Annotated in this window: 17 protein-coding genes; 14 read left to right on the forward strand and 3 right to left on the reverse strand. The window is 55.7% G+C overall.

Annotated features, from left to right (window positions below):
* The first annotated feature begins 2 nt into the window (after positions 1-2).
* From ABEH87_RS16370 to ABEH87_RS16380, 3 genes are all read left to right on the forward strand, one after another.
* Complete coding sequence (locus tag ABEH87_RS16370) at positions 3-1,400, forward strand: amidohydrolase family protein (protein ID WP_346577778.1); 1,398 nt, start codon at positions 3-5, stop codon at positions 1,398-1,400.
* 13 nt (positions 1,401-1,413) lie between these two features.
* Positions 1,414-1,887, forward strand: coding sequence for a DMT family transporter (locus ABEH87_RS16375; protein ID WP_346577780.1), 474 nt, complete (start codon positions 1,414-1,416; stop codon positions 1,885-1,887).
* Between the two features lie 77 nt (positions 1,888-1,964).
* On the forward strand, positions 1,965-2,825 hold the full coding sequence (locus tag ABEH87_RS16380; protein ID WP_346577781.1) for an SMP-30/gluconolactonase/LRE family protein: 861 nt from the start codon (positions 1,965-1,967) through the stop codon (positions 2,823-2,825).
* A gap of 257 nt (positions 2,826-3,082) precedes the next feature.
* Here the strand turns inward: ABEH87_RS16380 and ftnA are convergent, their stop codons facing one another.
* On the reverse strand, positions 3,083-3,595 hold the full coding sequence (gene ftnA / locus ABEH87_RS16385; protein WP_346577783.1) for a non-heme ferritin: 513 nt from the start codon (positions 3,593-3,595) through the stop codon (positions 3,083-3,085).
* Between the two features lie 393 nt (positions 3,596-3,988).
* On the reverse strand, positions 3,989-4,966 hold the full coding sequence (locus tag ABEH87_RS16390) for a sugar-binding domain-containing protein (protein WP_346577785.1): 978 nt from the start codon (positions 4,964-4,966) through the stop codon (positions 3,989-3,991).
* 199 nt (positions 4,967-5,165) lie between these two features.
* Between ABEH87_RS16390 and ABEH87_RS16395 the strand changes: the two genes are divergently transcribed.
* From ABEH87_RS16395 to ABEH87_RS16420, 6 genes are all read left to right on the forward strand, one after another.
* Positions 5,166-6,095, forward strand: coding sequence for a tagatose-bisphosphate aldolase (locus ABEH87_RS16395; protein WP_346577787.1), 930 nt, complete (start codon positions 5,166-5,168; stop codon positions 6,093-6,095).
* Positions 6,088-6,669, forward strand: coding sequence for an AAA family ATPase (locus tag ABEH87_RS16400; protein ID WP_346577789.1), 582 nt, complete (start codon positions 6,088-6,090; stop codon positions 6,667-6,669). The genes ABEH87_RS16395 and ABEH87_RS16400 overlap by 8 nt, the downstream gene beginning before the upstream one ends.
* Positions 6,670-6,900: 231 nt before the next feature.
* A complete protein-coding gene (locus ABEH87_RS16405) occupies positions 6,901-7,344 on the forward strand; it encodes a PTS sugar transporter subunit IIA (protein WP_346577791.1) in 444 nt (147 codons plus the stop codon).
* An 81-nt stretch (positions 7,345-7,425) separates the two neighbouring features.
* Positions 7,426-7,725 carry a PTS sugar transporter subunit IIB gene (locus tag ABEH87_RS16410; protein ID WP_346577793.1) on the forward strand — a complete coding sequence of 100 codons (300 nt, stop codon included), beginning with the start codon at positions 7,426-7,428 and terminating at the stop codon, positions 7,723-7,725.
* A 96-nt stretch (positions 7,726-7,821) separates the two neighbouring features.
* Entirely contained in the window at positions 7,822-9,087 is a 1,266-nt protein-coding gene (locus ABEH87_RS16415) for a PTS sugar transporter subunit IIC (RefSeq protein ID WP_346577795.1), read from the forward strand.
* Positions 9,088-9,104: 17 nt separating this feature from the next.
* Positions 9,105-9,407, forward strand: a complete 303-nt coding sequence (locus tag ABEH87_RS16420) for a hypothetical protein (RefSeq protein WP_346577796.1) — start codon at positions 9,105-9,107, stop codon at positions 9,405-9,407.
* Between the two features lie 132 nt (positions 9,408-9,539).
* Here the strand turns inward: ABEH87_RS16420 and ABEH87_RS16425 are convergent, their stop codons facing one another.
* Complete coding sequence (locus tag ABEH87_RS16425) at positions 9,540-11,726, reverse strand: TonB-dependent siderophore receptor (protein WP_346577798.1); 2,187 nt, start codon at positions 11,724-11,726, stop codon at positions 9,540-9,542.
* A gap of 454 nt (positions 11,727-12,180) precedes the next feature.
* On the opposite strand from ABEH87_RS16425, the gene ABEH87_RS16430 reads away from it, so the two are divergent.
* From ABEH87_RS16430 to ABEH87_RS16450, 5 genes are all read left to right on the forward strand, one after another.
* Positions 12,181-13,026: an ABC transporter ATP-binding protein gene (locus ABEH87_RS16430; protein WP_346577800.1), complete on the forward strand. Its 846-nt coding sequence runs from the start codon at positions 12,181-12,183 to the stop codon at positions 13,024-13,026.
* Positions 13,023-14,048, forward strand: a complete 1,026-nt coding sequence (locus ABEH87_RS16435) for an iron ABC transporter permease (protein ID WP_346577802.1) — start codon at positions 13,023-13,025, stop codon at positions 14,046-14,048. The genes ABEH87_RS16430 and ABEH87_RS16435 overlap by 4 nt, the downstream gene beginning before the upstream one ends.
* Positions 14,045-15,097, forward strand: a complete 1,053-nt coding sequence (locus ABEH87_RS16440; RefSeq protein WP_346577804.1) for an iron ABC transporter permease — start codon at positions 14,045-14,047, stop codon at positions 15,095-15,097. Before ABEH87_RS16435 ends, ABEH87_RS16440 begins: the two co-directional genes overlap by 4 nt.
* A gap of 76 nt (positions 15,098-15,173) precedes the next feature.
* The gene (locus tag ABEH87_RS16445) at positions 15,174-16,130 is read left to right on the forward strand and encodes an ABC transporter substrate-binding protein (RefSeq protein WP_346577806.1); all 957 of its coding nucleotides are present in this window, start codon (positions 15,174-15,176) and stop codon (positions 16,128-16,130) included.
* Positions 16,127-17,020 (forward strand): MurR/RpiR family transcriptional regulator, encoded by an 894-nt coding sequence (locus tag ABEH87_RS16450; RefSeq protein ID WP_346577807.1) that lies wholly within the window; start codon positions 16,127-16,129, stop codon positions 17,018-17,020. Before ABEH87_RS16445 ends, ABEH87_RS16450 begins: the two co-directional genes overlap by 4 nt.
* Positions 17,021-17,116: the final 96 nt, after the last annotated feature.

Here is a 17,116-nt window from a genome sequence, read left to right on the forward strand (position 1 = left end):
TTATGAACGATTACATTAGAAATATTATTAATAATCAGACTGTAACGCCACCGGCAACCTTGATTCGTGGTGCGACGATACTGAGCATGGATGAGCGCGTCGGTAACATTGAACGCGGTGATATTCTCATCAACGGTTCAACGATTACCGCCGTGGGCCAGAACCTGGAAGCGGCGGGCGCCCATGTCATCGATGCCACCAACATGATCGCTATGCCGGGTATGGTTGATTCTCATCGTCACGCATGGGAAGGACAACTGCGCCGCATTAACCCTAATGCCACCTGTCTGGACGACTACAGCAACGCCACGCACTTCTCGTTCGCTAAATATTACCGGCCTGCCGATATCTATGTCGGTAACCTGCTGACGGCGCTGGGTGCTATTGACGCGGGTATCACCACCATGATTGATAATTCGCACAACAGCCGTACAGCAGCGCATTCTGATGCCGCCGTTGAGGCTCTGCTTGATAGCGGCATTCGTGCTGTCCATGCTTCCGGTGCACCGGTAGCAGGCGAATGGGATAAAGCGCACTGGCCGGGAAACTGGCAGCGTCTGCAGGATAAGTATTTCACCGACAACCCTGAAAGCCTGGTCTCTCTCTCGGTCATGGCCCAGTTGGAGCCGGAGTTGTGGGCCGAGGCCCGCAGGCTGGGACTGTCGATTGTCACTGAGTTCTTTGGCGCTGAGATGGGGGCTGAACTTGAGTCGCTGCATCAGCAGGGGCTGCTGGGTCCGGACAATATTTTCAATCACTGCACGGCGCTGCCCGACCGGGGATGGAAAATTCTGCGGGAAGCCGGTGTCCGGGTGAACGTCTGCCCACGCTCAGATTCGCACTATGGCATCGAAAGCGGAATGTTCGCCATAGAGGCTGCACAGCGTCATGGCATCAACCCTGGCCTGAGCGTTGATAATGAAACGTCATACAGCACTGACATGTTTATGGAGATGCGCGTGGCCTTTTACCTGCAGCGCGTGATGGGTATGCATCAGCAGCAGTGCTGCGATTCTGAAAATGCGCTGAAAACGCTTCCGGCGGCGCAGCTCCTTAAAGCCGCGACTCTCCATGGCGCAGAGTGTGCTGGGCTGCAGGACAAAGTGGGTAGTCTGACGCCGGGCAAACAGGCTGACCTGGTGCTGATTAATGCCAGTGATATTAATCTTTACCCGTCAGGAAATGCCTTTGGCACGGTGGTTCATGCCGCAGAGCGTAGCAACATCGATACCGTTATGATCGGCGGACGCATCGTTAAACAGAACGGCAGGGTGCTGGGCGTAGACAGCGCGCGACTGCGTACAGTGATTGATGAGTCGCGTGAGCACCTGTTTGCAGCGTCCGGCTACCAGCCTGACATTTTTGCTGACACCTTCCTGCCGCTGGGGCAGGCAGACTGACCGGGATGACAGCATGAGCATGATCTATTACGTAATCGCTTTTGCCGCAGGTCTCGGTATCACCCTGCAGACGACCCTTAACAGCCAGCTGGCGCGAGGACTGGGCGGCGACCCGGTCACCGCCGCGTTGTTTTCCTTCGCCGCCGGCGCATTCGGCCTTGGGATTTACTCGCTGTTGCGCGGGGGATTATTCACCTCGCTTGCAGCCATTCCTTCGCAGCCACTTTGGAGTCTGGCGGGCGGTCTCATAGGCGCATGTGCCCTGTTCAGCTATGTGGTGCTTGCGCCGAAAATCGGCTTTTCAGCCCTGCTGGGGCTGGCGATTGTTGGACAATTACTCTCGTCACAGATGATTGACCATTTTGGCTTGCTGGGTGCCATGCGACGGCCGGTTTCGTTACTAAAGCTGGGGGGAATGCTGGTCATGCTGATCGGACTTGCCGTCATGCTTTTCGGCGATCGGCTCTCTGCGCGGTTTCTGCAGTAACTGCGTTTTCCATAGTGCAGACCTGTGTGAGTCTGGCTTTGAGCGCGGTATGACTTTTATTCACCCGGAGAATTAACATGTTTTCAATTGCAGCTGATGTCAGGAATACGCTGGGAGAGTGCCCGCTGTGGTGTGAAAGAACGTGCAGATTATACTGGACTGACATTGAAGCCAGTGAACTTCTGGCCTTAGAAGAAGGCAATAGCGCTGTGATGCGGTGGTCGCTGCCCGAACGGCTGGGATCCTTTGCCTTAACCGAAAAGAGTCACATTTTGCTGATGGGACTCGCCTCAAGGCTGGCTTTCTATGACCTCAACACCGGTATACTTACCACGGTAGCGGCCTCACCGGGAGAAGCGGGCACCCGCACAGGTGATGGACGGTGCGACCGTGGCGGTAATTTTGTGTTTGGGACTATGGATGACGGCTATCCCGTAAAAGTCATCGGTAAATTTCACCGTCTTAATGCGGCAACGCTGACCGTTGAGACGCTGGCGCTGCCAGATGTCGCCATTCCGAACAGCATCTGTTTCAGCCCCGATGGTGCAACCATCTATTACAGCGACTCGATGCAGGGCAAAATATTCTGCTGCGATTATCCCTCACTGGACAACCCGCGCTTGTTCACCGAAACATCAGGCAATGGTGCGCCCGACGGCTCCTGCGTGGACGCGATGGGCTATTTATGGAATGCTGAATGGGGAGGGAGTCGTATTGTCCGTTACCGTCCGGATGGAACGACAGACGCATTCCTGCCATCGCCTGGAACCCAGAGCACATGTCCGACTCTGGCCGGTGAAGGCTTCACCAGCCTTTATTGCACCACGGCTTCTGTCGGGCTCTCTGCGCCAACACTTTATGATGGTGCTTTAATTAAGACCGAATCCGCAGTTAATGCTGGTTTGCCAGAAAGCCGCTTTGCAGCACACACAATGTAACGGCTTTGATGCTGGCAGCACTGTATCTGCTTCCGGCTTCATACGCATGCCGTAATCATTGATAAGTCTGGCATCCTGCACGTCAGTTTAATCAGACGTTCTAAACATACACTCAGGTGGCTAAATTCAGTCACTTTGTATGCAATAACTGGGAAAAACCGGCGGGGAAAGTGACAGCGGGGCAGGTGAGGGCACTGTGGAAAGGGGAATAAAAAAGGGCAACCTCACAAGAAGGTTGCCCCGATTTTTATCAACGATTAACCGTGCGCGCCTGCGCCCGGCTCGCTCAGTTTCTGCAGGTCTTTGTCCACGAAGAACAGAGCCTGACCGCTGTTACCGACCAGCGCCAGTTTATCCAGCACCGATTTGAACAGCTTCTCTTCTTCGTGCTGCTCGGACACGTACCACTGCAGGAAATTAAAGGTTGAATAATCCTGGGTGGTCATCGCTGAATGTGCCAGCTCATTGATTTTTTTAGTGATCAGCTGCTCGTGCTGATAAGCCTGATCCAGCACTTCGTGCAGGGAGTTAAAGGTTACCGGCGGTGCATCAATGGTGCCCAGTACCGGCATGGCTCCGGTATCGCTCAGGTAGTTAAAAAGACGCTGCATGTGCTGCATCTCTTCGCTGGAATGCTCACGCATAAACGCGGCAGCCCCCTCAAAACCTTTGTCGTTGCACCATGCGCTCATCTGCAGGTACAGGTTGGCAGAGTAGAATTCCAGATTCAGCTGATCGTTCAACTGAGCGGTCATTTCATTCGTCAGCATGGTGACTCCTTTAAATTATATTTTTTGCGATTTTTTACTCTTAATAATTCGCGTTGCAGATACACGGTAAATGTATCTGGAACGTAAATCATAACGAGTAAACAGGTGATTTCTGCGCATTATGCACCCAGATTGATAAAATAAAAACCGTTTTATATAGCACAGGCTAATTTAATTTTGATCAGCTAAGGGTATGATTGGTAAGTGATAATCATTCCATAATGAATCTGAATTGTTCTGCTTTTTAAATAGTTATGATAACTGTTCTTATTTATATCTTTGCGCGCTATAAACACGTAATGAGAATTAATCAGCTTTAGGTTGTTTCTGATAACTTATTCATTTCCAGCCGATTAGCCGCGTTTGCCTGCCCGGCAAAGACGGCTAATGGATTTACAGCGGGTCGCTGACCAGACGGTCGAGGATCGCCTGGGCCGTTTTAATATCGGTAACCAGCGCGTTGATCATTCCGGAGCGAACGGCACCGATAATGCCGGCGGCTTTTTCCGCCGTGGCCGCCACGCCGATACACAGCGGCGTCTGGCGCAGCTGGTCGGGTGATGCGGCAATCATCCGCTGTTCACCTTCCCAGTGCAGCACCTCGCCCTGTTCCGTGACGTAATGACGCAGCACATCGCCTGCGGCATGGCTGAGCGCCTGCTCATCCGGGGTGGCAGTGGTGGTTTCGCTGGCGTGGGGAGCGTGATGTGTCAGACCGACCCCGACAATCGCCACGTCCAGTTTGTCCCACAGCGAGGTAATCTGCTGCACGCCAGGGTCACAGAGGAACGCATCACGCAGCACTGGCGACGAGATATAGGGTGCATGCAGAAAGTGGGGGGTACCCTCCATCTGTTCTGCGGCCTGACGCACAAATTCGTTAATCTGAAAATGCGCTGCAGCCTGCTGCATACCACCGTTCAGCGCCACCGTCAGCACCCCCGGCAGGCGCGGCAGGCCAGATAACGTCACTTCACGTACCGCCCGTCCCCAGCCAATACCTACCACCGACCCGCTGACCAGATCGGCCTGCTGGAGCAATGAGGCCAGCGGCGCGTTGAGTGCGCTAAGGACGTTAGCGGGGGGCGACTCCACCACGGCGGCGGTTTTTAACCCCAGTCGCGCAATCAGATCGGCCGTGATCTCTTCAGGTGAGGTGAGCTCAATCACCTCTATGCGCACAATCCCCGCTGCACGCGCTTTGGTGAGCAGGCGCGAAATGGTGGCGGTGGACACCCCCAGTTTTTTAGCGATATCGACCTGCGACATATCGGACTGATAGTGCAGCTTCGCCACCATGTGCATCATCGCCCGCGTGGTGGCGGGATCTTGTAAAAGAGGCTCTTTCAGGGTTGTAATTCCTTTCTGCAATGTATTACACTCACTTCATCGGTTGGAGAATTATTGCGCAACACCAGAAAAATTGCAACGTGCACAGGTGGCTGAAACCCCTGACAGGACTGGAGATTCACCGGCAACAGCCCGGCGTCGTGCACACAGGCTTAAAGGTAACTTTCGGGTCGTCAATGACGGCTTTTTACCCCTGTATCTCTATAACGGAGCACATCTCATGTCACACATGTCCACTTCTGAACTGCGCGGTTATCAGCAAATTTGCGGCAGCAATGGCGCGATGCTGGTGATTGCGTGCGACCAGCGCGGCGCAATGCGCACCCTGTTAAGCGCCGATCCCGAACAGCAAAAATCCATTTCCGAGCAGCAGCTCGGCGGTATCAAAGCCGATATTACCCGCTATCTCGCCAGTCAGGCCTCCTGCGTGCTGGTGGATGCCGTCTGCGCGGTACCTGACCTGGTCGATGACGGGATTATCGCTCGCGATACTGCCCTACTGATCGGCCTTGATGCCTCCGGCTTCGATACGACACCTGAAGGCTACCGTAACTCGCGGCTGGTTGAGGGGATCAGCGCCCGCCGCGTGCGCGAACTGGGTGCTAACGGGGGTAAAATTATGGTCTACTTACGCGCCGACCGCCCGGATGCCAATCAACATAATCTTGATATTCTGCGTCACTGCATTGAAGACTTTGCCCGCGAAGACCTGCTGCTGGTGGTTGAGTTTCTCACCTATCCGCTGCCGGACGAAACGGATGAAGCTTATAAAAGCCGGGTACCGTCGCTGATCTATGAAGGGACCCGACTGTCGCTGGATCTGGGGGCCAAAGTGCTGAAGATCCCCTATCCGGGTTCCGCTAAAGCCTGTGCCGATATCACGGCGCTTGCCGGCGATGTGCCGTGGGCCGTACTCTCGGCGGGGGTGGATCACAGCACGTTTCTGACCCAGGTGGCCGATGCCATGAGTAACGGGGCGTCGGGGGTGATTGCCGGGCGAGCCTTATGGAAAGACTGTATTTCGCTGGACAGTCGCGTCACCCGCGAAAAGCTTGAGACGCTGGCCATCCCGCGTCTGCGTGAGATCCAGGCCGTCATCGGACAGTATTTCCATGCCCGTACCACAGAGGAAAAAACCAGCCATGCCTGAACAGCCTGTCTTGCAGCACTCTGCCCAGCAGCCCGGCGCTAAACGCCTGGTGATGGTCAACGGCGTACCCGCGTCGGGAAAAAGCCATATCGCGACCCGTCTGGCAACGGAGACCGGCTGGCCGCTGCTGACGCTGGATCAGATCAAAGAGCCGTTTATGCGTCAGATTGACGGAATTGATCGTCCGATGAACCGCAGGCTGGGCATCGCCGCTTATCAGGTAATCTGGTCGATCATTGCCGCCGCGCCAGCGGGTAACACCTTTATCGTCGATGCGTGGTTTGGCTTCCAGCCAAAAGCAGATCTGGCCGCTTTTATTCATACGGCGGGCATTGAATGCGTGGCGGAAGTCTGGTGCCAGATCCCAGGGGTGCTGGCTGCAAAGCGTTACAGCGACAGACTGGGGGTACGATTACCGGGCCATCCGGGAGCGGAATATGTGGCAGAGCTGCAACAACTGGCCGACAGAGCCGAACCGATGCAACTCGGGCCGGTATGGGTTGCCGATCAGCGTAGCGAGATCGACTTCACACGGTTAATTCACTGGCTGCAGGAGAATTTAAATCAGGTTTAGTTAATGCATTCATTTAGCCATAAATAACCAGGATTAATCCTGAATATTGACGGTATATTTAATGAATTTTGTTACGACTGGTTTAATTAACCAGTGCGAAGCTATGGCTATTAATATAATTAGTTGATGTTAAATTATTTATTATTAAATAAGTCAGGCCGATCACATTTTTATCTTTTTGCAAAAAGTATAGTGAATTAACTCTCTGAATCATGAATAGGGCAACGATGTATGTTAACCGACTGGATTAATCACAGTAACCTGAATCTGTTAACGCATACGGATAACTGGCGTAAAGCGGTAGAGATCGCACTGCAACCGATGATCGATAATGGTGCAGTTCAACCACGATACCTAAACGCTATTTATGATATGCATGAACAGATTGGTCCCTATTATGTGCTGGGCGAAGGGATTGCTATGCCACATGCCCGGCCGGAAGAAGGGGTGAATCATACCGGGCTCTCTTTATTAATTGTTTCAGAAGGCGTGAGTTTCGGCAGCGAAGATAATGACCCGGTATATATCATATTTGCTCTGGCCGCTATCGACAGCCACTCGCATATTGAAATGATCGCCAGCCTGTCACAGCTTTTTTGTGAGGATAATGTAGTTGAACAGCTAAGACAGGCACGGGATAAAGCTGCGGTAATGAAGATTCTTCAGCAGTTCTGAACCGCATCAGGGCAGGGATGCCCGTCATCATACCCGCAGTCAGTGGTCGCGGACTTACAGACACTTTATAAGGTATGCCTGATGAAAAAATTATCTATTCTGGCCGTATGCGGTGCCGGACTTGGCAGCAGTTTTGCCTGTGAAATGAGTATTGAAGCGGCTCTGAAAGATCTGGGTGTGGATGCTGATTTATCTCACTGTGATATTTCCAGCGCCACCTCGTCACGTGCGGATATTATCATGACCGGGGAAAACTTCCGTTCGCAGTTTCAGCATTACACCATTAACTCCACCATCATTTATCTCAAGCGACTGGTGGACAAAAATGAAATAAAACTAAAACTAGAGCCTGTTCTGAAAGAGAAAGGCTATCTTATTTAATTTCCTTTTTAATCTTAACCAATAATCCAAAATATTTTTGCGGCATCGTGCCGCTTAAATATAAAGGGTAACTGTGCCAAAAAACAGGGGAGTACTATGTCTTTCCTTACTTTTATTGTCCATGATGTGCTGGGGCAGGCGTCAATTCTTATTTCATTGATTGCCATGATCGGTCTTATCGCCCTGAAAAAAAGCCCGGGTCAGGTTATCACCGGTACATTAAAAACATTACTGGGTTTCTTAGTGCTGCTGTCCGGGGCCAGTATTATTGTCGCCACGCTGACCTTCCTGGGGGATATCTTCCAGAAAGGGTTTAATATGCGCGGCGTGGTCACCGATGTCGGTTCTATCGCCGGGATCGCGCAGCAGACGCTGGGGCGCGAAACGGCGCTGATTATGGTGGTCGCCTTTGTGGTCAATATCCTGATTGCCCGCCTGACGCGCTATAAGTACATCTTCCTCACCGGTCAGGCTTCGCTGTGGATGGCGACGGTATGCTCGGTGATCGGCTATATGGGCGGTCTGCGCGGCGTGGAGCTGATCCTGCTCGGCGGAGGGATTGCCGGGGTGATGGCGGTGCTGATGCCCGCGATTGCTCAGCCGATCGTGCGCAAGATCACCGGAGGGGATGACATTGCCCTCGGCCATTTCTGCACCATTGGCTATATGGTGCAGGCCGGGGTGGCGAAAGTGACCGGGGATGTCAGCAAAAGTACGGAAGACGTGGAACTGCCGCAGGCGCTGTCGTTCCTGCAGGATACCTATCTGTCGATGATGGTAGTGATGATCCCGATCTATCTGATCCCGGCGATTGCCGCAGGTCCGGAAGTGGTGGCGGCCTCCTCAAACGGTGTCAATTATCTGGTCTATGCCTTCCTGCAGGCGATCCAGTTTGTGGTTGGCGTCTATGTTCTGCTGGCGGGTGTACGCCTGCTGCTGGCTGAAATTGTTCCGGCATTTCGCGGCATCGCGCTGCGCATCGTCCCGGATGCGGTTCCGGCTCTCGACTGTCCGGTACTGTTCCCCTATGCGCCTAATGCGGTCATTATCGGTTTTATCTCCACTACAGCCGGGGCGGTGATCGGCATGTTTCTGTTTCCGTGGGTGGGGTTAGCGATGATCCTGCCGGGTATGCTGACCAACTTCTTTGCCGGCGGCACTGCGGGGATCTTCGCTAATGCCGTGGGGGGACGACGCGGTGCAGTGATTGGCGGCGTATTCCACGGGCTGTTTATCACGCTGTTGCCCGCGCTGTTACTGCCGCTGCTCGGCCAGTATGGCTTCCAGAACGTGACCTTTAGCGACTCGGATGTGATCGGCGTCGGGCTGGTGTTCGGCCATATTCTTAACTTCTTCCACTAACTGATTCAGGAGGATTTATGGACGCGATTGAGAAGATCTTACAGCAGGAACTGCCGGCGAAAGCCTGTGCTGAGGCGCTGAATGAGCTGGGTAAGCAGTTTATGGCGCAGCAGGACAGCGACAGTGCCATCCAGTGCTGGGAGCAGAGCATGGCCCGCTACGGCAAGCCGGGTTTTGCCCAGGCCCAACTGATGAAGGCTTACAACGCGAAGCGTCGTGCCTGCTCACAGGCGGGTGACGGCCATGGCGTGGAGCTGTACTCAGAGAAAATCGACGGGTTGATGCAGCAGAGTAAGGATGCGATCCGCTACGGTTTTTGAACACGGACCCTAAAAGGGCCGGGCATGCCCGGCCCCTGGTGGTCACGATTTTGCCGTGCCGGGCATGTTGGTTCGATTGTCGTAGGGGTCAGGCATGCCTGACCCGCATTTCACCTGACGCAAATTTGACGATCAGAAATCCATCTTGACGGTGAACTGCACTTCACGTGGATCGCCAATCTGGTTGGACAGATTATTGGTGGCGATCGACGAGGTGTAGTACGTTTTGTCGAACAGGTTCTTCACGTTAACCTGCAAGGTCACCGGGTTCTGCGTTTTAATTTTATAAGACGCAAACGCATCCGCCACCGCGTAGCCCTGTAAGGAGTAGTCCTCGCCATTGTCACCGGAACGACGGCTGACCGCATGACCGCCGCCACCAACGGTGAGCGTATTGCCGCCGATCACGTTGTGGAAGTCATAAGTCAGGAACAGTGAACCGGTGTGACGCGGCACGTTAGGCAACATCTTGCCCTGGTAATCGGGGTCTTCCATCACTTTGGCATCGGTATAGCCGTAGCTGGCAATCACATTGACGTTCTGCGTCAGCGCACCCGCCACATCCACTTCTACCCCTCGCGAACGCACTTTTCCGGCGGTTTTCGCCACGCTCTCGCCGTTAACCGTGTCGGTGTACAGCACGTGGCTCTTATCGATATTGAACATCGTCACGTTGGCGGTCACACCGCTGAACAGGTCAAACTTGGCACCCACTTCATAGGCGGTGGCGGTTTCCGGCGGCAGTTCACCGATGTAGCTGGCAATCGAATACTGCGGCATAAACGAACGCGAAACGTTACCGAAGAACGAGATATTCGGCGTGGCTTTATACACCAGACCAAATTTCGGCACCCACGCGCTGTCGCGGCTGTCAGTGTTGACGTTGAACGGGCGGCCTTTACCGGCATATTCGCTAAAGGTGGTGTAGCGCATGGCGCTGACCGCAATCCACTTATCGGTCAGGTAGAGCGAGTCCTGTACGTAGGCAGAGTAACTGACCTGCTGGATGCGCTGATCGCTGTCGGCGGCCGATACCGTAGTGCATTTCCCGGTGGTCCCGTAGGAAGGGGTGTAAATATTGAAATCTTTCACGTTCTTACAGCGGATCATATCGGTGCGCAGCAGATCGTAATTCTCATACGACAGCCCGGTCAGGATCTCGTTATAGAAACCCCCGATCGCGACATCACCCTGCAAATCGAAGCGCGCGGAGTGCTGGCGCTGGGTCGATCCCTGGGTGGCATCGACACGACGCGTCAGGTTGCCGGTGGCGGAATCATAGGCCATCACCCGCGCCTGGTTATCGCTGTATTTGTCCTGGCTGAAGCTGTAATCGAACTTCGCCGTCCACTGATTATTGATGCGGTACTCGGTATTCAACTGGGCCAGATCCGACTCACCGTCTGTGATGTTATAGGCTTCATCGAAACGGGTTTCGCGATTCACATTCACCGCATGGCCGGTATTCAAATCGAAAATGGTGCCGCGGTCGAATGGAGTGCTGTAGTTACGATGTGAGTAAGCAACGGTCACCGTGGCATCATCGCCAAACCAGGTCAAAGACGGGGCAATAAAGCTGCTGCGCTCTTTGCCGAAATTACGCCAGTAATCTTCATGCTGATAAGATCCGATCAGGCGGTAAGCAAGGTTGGTGCCTTCAATCGGGCCGGTAACATCCACGCTGCCGGTGCCGCCGCCAAAGCTGGTGGAGGTGCCCTGAATCGAGCCACCGAAGGTTTTTTCCGGGCGTTTAGTTATCACATTGATCAGGCCGCCGGGATCGAGAATACCGTACAGCGTTGAGGCCGGGCCTTTCAGCACTTCAACGCGATCGGTCGCGGCGTTAAAGCTGCGCGGCAGCACGGTTTTCAGGCCGTTGGTCATCACCGAACCATCGCGGTTGCTGCCAAAGCCACGGCGCACGAACGCATCCTGCGTGCCACCGAGCGTGTTGGTCTGAACCACGTTGCTGACGTTGTTCAGCACTTCGTCCAGCGTGGTGGCGTGCTGATCCTCAATCACCCGGTCGCTGACGGTGTTCACCACCTGCGGAATATCCAGCAGCGGGGTAGTGGTCAGCGTGGCGGTGGAAGAGTTCAGCGGCTGATAGCCGGAGGTCATTGGCTGGTCGGCATCGGCTATGCTGGCTTCGACCGTCAGCGTGCCACTCTCATTGCTGCTGTCGGCATCGCTTTTGTGCTGGTTGCTGGCTGGCGTACCTGCTGCCATCGCCACCGGCGCTGTCAGTACCCCGATAAAGAGCATTGAAAACAGTACGCGCCCTTTTTTCCCCAGAAAAGAAGGTGATAATTCAGTCATTTATTGTCATTTCCGCAAGCTTTCCCATTCCCTGTTGAATGAGAAGAGGTGTGTTGTTTTCATTGCCCGATGGGTTGCGTCACGCGCAGTTCTATCCGTTAAACCTGGTTCTCGTGGCCCGGATATGTAATTGAGAATCATTCAACCATGCTGTTATGTAGTAGTAAATGCAAAAATTATCAAAAAAACCGACAAGCCGATTGCCACTGAATTATCACTTTCGCATTGCGGGTATTATTTTTTAATTCATTGATAAATAGATTAAATAATTTTATACCCGGCATATTTTTATGGCTTTTATCACCGGGTATCGCTCTGTCAGTAAGCTCTCTTTTAATTCTTGACTACTACAGGCATTCTACGCATGATCGGAAAACGAATGAGATTTATTTTTATTTAAGACGTACACGCGCGCTGGCCTGGCTGCCACGCCGTTGCGGTGCAGGAGCGCCAGATGCCACAGCGGGTGGAAAAGACAGCAGGTGCACACCAGGCGCCCGCTGAACAGGGTATTGTCCTCGACCAGCTCTCTGCCGGTTATGGCAAAAAAGTCATTGTTGACGGTGTCAGCCTGACCATTGAACACGGAAAAATGACCGTGCTGGTGGGCGCGAACGGCTCCGGTAAATCCACGCTGCTGACGACGATTGCCCGTATGCTGGCCCCCCTCGACGGCTGCGTTCGCCTTGACGGTAAAATCATCCACGATCAGCCCACTAAAGCGGTGGCGCGCCAGCTGGGCATGTTGCCGCAATCGCCGCTGTTGCCGGATGGACTCACCGTGTTTGAACTGGTGTCACGCGGGCGCTATCCCTGGCAGAACCTTATGCGGCAGTGGTCAGCCGAAGATGAAGAGGCGGTACACGATGCCCTGCGGATGACCGGCACGCTGGAGTTTGCCCATTTACCCGTCGACAGCCTGTCCGGCGGCCAGCGCCAGCGCTGCTGGATTGCGATGGCGCTGGCACAGCAAACCGCCACTATCCTGCTGGACGAACCGACCACGTTCCTCGACCTGCGCTATCAGGTCGATATTCTTGAACTGCTGCATGACCTGACGCGGCTGCATGGCCGTACCGTTGTCGTCGTGCTGCACGACCTGAACTTTGCCGTGAACTACGCCGATACAGTGGTATTCCTGCGACAGGGGCGCCTGGAGGGGGTGATACGCGAAGGAGAGCACTGTACACCTGCGTTGATCAAAGCGGTGTTTGATGTTGACGTGCAGATGTCGGTAAACCCGCTGACCGGCAAACCCTTCTTTATGCCGTTCCGTGCCCCCGGTGAGCGCACCGGATGAGTGATTTTGCTGTGGTGGTACGCCGTCGTCGCGCCCGTTCGGGCGTGGCACTGATCATCCTGCTGCTGACCCTGCTGGGCTGCGCGCTGATCCACCTCGGGCTGGGGGCGCGTTATATCGGCCCCGGTACGGTATTGCAGGCGCTGCTGGAATTTAACCCACGTAACTTTGACCACAAGGTGATCGTGGACCTGCGGTTGCTGCGACTGGTTGCTGCACTGCTGACCGGTGCGGTGCTGGGCGTGGCCGGAGTGCTGCTCCAGGCGGTGATCCGCAACCCGCTGGGCGAACCCCATATCCTCGGGCTGAATGCCGGGGCGGCACTGGCAGTAGTCATTGCATCGGCGCTGGGTGGCCAGTGGGGCGGACTGCTGTTGGGTCGTCCGCTGATTGCTGCCGGAGGCGCTGCCGCGTTGTTTGCGCTGGTGATGCTGCTGGCATCTGCCGGGCGTACCGGTCTGACGCCACTGAAGGTTACTCTCTGTGGCGTGGCGGTCTCCTCTTTTGCCTCGTCAGTCACGGCGGCTATCCTGATCCTCGATGAACAAACGCTGATGGAAATACGCACCTGGCTGGCGGGCGATCTTGCCGGGCTAAGCTGGGCGGTGACGCGCGCCGCTGCGCTGCCGGGTGCGGTGGGGATGGTTCTGGCACTGTGGATTGCCCCGCGTCTGAATGTGCTGGCACTGGGCGATGTGATTGCCAGCGGGCTGGGGGTAAATAGTGTCCGTACCCGGCTGCTGGGGCTGCTCGCTACCGCGCTGCTGTGCGGTGCGGCGGTGTCGGTGGCAGGCCCGATCGGGTTTATTGGTCTGGTGGTGCCGCATATCGTGCGGCGGCTGATCACCGATGATATTCGCCTGGCCATCCCGCTGTCGGCCTTGTGCGGCGCACTGTTGCTGCTGCTGGCGGATATTGCCGCCCGCACGCTGATTGCCCCTCAGGAACTGGCAACGGGCGTGATGACGGCGCTGGTCGGTGCGCCGGTGTTTATCTTTATCGCATCGAGATTTTTTAAATGAAAATGTCGCTTCAGCGGTTGGGCTATCGGCGCTGGCAGTGGGGGGCCTTTAGCCTGCTGCTGCGCCCGCGAGCTCTGGCCTGCGCTGCGCTCCTGGCGGTGCTGGTGCTGGCGTTAGTGATTTTTGGCGTTACCCAGGGTTCGCTGCCCGTCCCGGCATCGGCCATTGGCCGGGCGCTGTTCTACCCGCAACCGCTGCCGTCACAGCAGGACTACATTGTCTGGGATATTCGTCTGCCGCGCCTGCTGATGGCCGCCCTGAGTGGGGCGATGCTGGGGATGGCGGGCGCTGCGATGCAATCTATTACCCGTAATGGGCTGGCCGATCCGGGGCTGATCGGGGTGAAAGAAGGCACCAGCGCGGTGGTGTTGGCGCTGATCCTGTTGTTCCCGTCGCTCGGTCTGCTGTGGCGGCCGCTGGCGGGGATGGCGGGCGGACTGCTGGTGGCGCTGCTGGTGGTGGCACTGGCGCGAGATTTCACGCGTCCCCGTTTTATTCTGATCGGCATCGGCGTTTCCTGGGCATTCTCGGCCGGGATCGGGGTATTTATGACCACCGCAGACGTGCGCGATGTGCAGACGGCGCTGGTGTGGATGGCGGGCAGCCTGCATGCCGCGACCTGGTCGCTGGTGGCCGTTGCCGCCTGCTGGGCGCTGCCGGGCGCGATGATCCTGTTTCTTACTGCCCGTGCATCTGATGTGGTGCTGCTCGGCAATCAGGCGGCCAGTGGGCTGGGCGTGCGGCTACAGCATCTGGCGTTGATCCGCTTTGCCGCGCCAGTCCTGCTGACGGCGGCCAGCGTCTCCTGCGTGGGCAGCCTGGGGTTTGTCGGGCTGATCGCCCCGCATATGGCGCGTTTTCTGCTGCGCGGCGGGCAGGTTGCGCTGCTCAGCGGCAGCGCGCTGATTGGGGCGTTGCTGGTGCTGGGCACGGACACGATCGGGCGGCTGGCCTTTGCCCCGTTGCAAATACCGGCAGGCATTGTGATTGCTCTGGTGGGCGGGCCGTTTTTCCTGCTGTTGCTCTGGCGCCGTCGTGATGTTTTGTAACCGGGCGAGGCGTGTCTCACCCTGGGTTGGGGGCGAACATGGCGATCCGTATAACACAATTTATCTGGGACTTATGATGCGTATTCTGACTGTTCTACTGCTGTTGGTGGCGGCTTCGGCGGCTGCGGCCGTGCCCACGCAAACCTTTACCGATGACCTGGGCCGTACGGTGGTCGTGCCGCTGCATCCGAAACGTATTGTCTCGCTGCACGATCTGGATATCACCATTCCCCTGATTGAACTGGGTGTACCGCCTGTTGCCAGCCACGGACGCACGCGCCCGGACGGCAGCCATTTTCTGCGTTCGAGCGGTCTGCTCACCGGTGTGGATTTCGATAACTCGTCTATTCAGTTTATCGGCACTGCCGATATGGATATTGAAGCGATTGCTGCGGCCAAACCGGATCTGATCATCACTGAGCCAGCCCGCAATGTGGCGGTTGAACAGCTGGAGAAAATTGCCCCTACGGTGAGTATTGATCACCTGAAAGGTGGTGCACCGCGTATCTATAGCAAGCTGGCGCAACTGACTGGCAGCCAGGCACAGCTCGCGATTCTGGAACGCCGCTACCAGGAACAGATTAAACAGCTCAAGCACGTGGTGGATACGCAGCACATTACCGTATCGGTGTTGCAGGCCAACAATGGCAAGCTCACCGTGCATCACAGCTACCATTCGCTTGGGCGGGTGCTGCGCGATGCCGGTTTTCGTTTTCCTCCGTTGGTGGACGCGATCCCAGAGGGAGGAAGGATCGATGTCAGTGCAGAAAGATTACCTGAGTTGGATGCCGATTATATTTTTGATACCTGGCGTGCTGATACCGGAGGTAAACCCGCCGATGAGATCGCCGATATGAATCGGGTCATGCCGGGGTTCTGCGATTTCTTACGCGCCTGTCGCGAAGGACATTACATTTTATTGTCACGCGACGAAGTGATCTCGAACTCTTATGCCTCGCTGGGGCTGCTGGTGGCACAGGTGCAGTCGCATCTTTCCGGGCGCACGCTGCCGGAAAAAGCGGGGCAGCCATGAGTTTGTCTACCGGGCGCAGGCGTGTGGATCTGTACGGCGAGCGTTTTCGCGCACGGGCGCATCAACTCTCCCCACGGTTATATGCGGTGGCCAGCTACATCAACGAGCACCGTCATGTGGTGCTGGAGAATACGGCGATGGAGATCGCCGCAGCGACGCAGAGTTCAGATGCGACGGTAATCCGCGCCATGCAGGCGCTGGGTTTCGCCGGGTTACGTGATTTAAAGCTGACTATCGAGCGTTTCCTGGGGCCAGGGATCAACTCAGCGGAGAAGATGAATACCACGGTCAGCGCGCTGTCCTGCGATATTAATGCCAGCATAGATTTTGTGGTGGAAGGGCATCAGCGTGCATGTGAAGCGCTAAGTGAACCGCAGAATCGTCGGGCGATGGCACAGGCCGTCGCTCTGCTGGCCGAGGCGCGACAGGTGGCGATTTTTGGGATTGGGGCTTCCGGTATTCTGGCTGACTACACGGCGCGATTATTAACGCGTATCGGTACGCCTGCGTATGCGCTGAATCGTACCGGAATTTTGCTGGCGGAACAGTTGTTAGATCTCCAACGCGGCGATGTGCTGATCATGATGGGTCAGAAATCGGCGCATCGCGAAGGGCTCACCACGCTGGCGGAAGCGCGACGGCTGGGGATCCCTGCCATCTTACTGACCAATGCGCCGGACTCCCGTTTTAGCCGGGAAGCGCATACGGTGATCGCCGTGCCGCGCGGTGGGGAAAACGGCAAAGTCCCTCTGCACGGTTCCGTCCTGCTCTGCCTGGAGATGCTGGTCATGTCGCTGGCGTCTACTGCCCCGCAGAAAACCATGAAGTCGATGAAGCGCATTCAGGATCTGCATCGGTCGATTGGTAAATCGGGGGGGAAGAAGGGCTGATTTATCGCTGATAAACCGTCATTCGGCCTATCAGGGCTATCCGAAACGCGGACACGCCGTAAACCCATCCCTGGGGGCTCGTGTTCGCGCATCCCT

Source organism: Erwinia sp. Eh17-17, from assembly GCF_039675725.1.
In the GTDB taxonomy this organism is placed as follows: Bacteria; Pseudomonadota; Gammaproteobacteria; order Enterobacterales; family Enterobacteriaceae; genus Erwinia.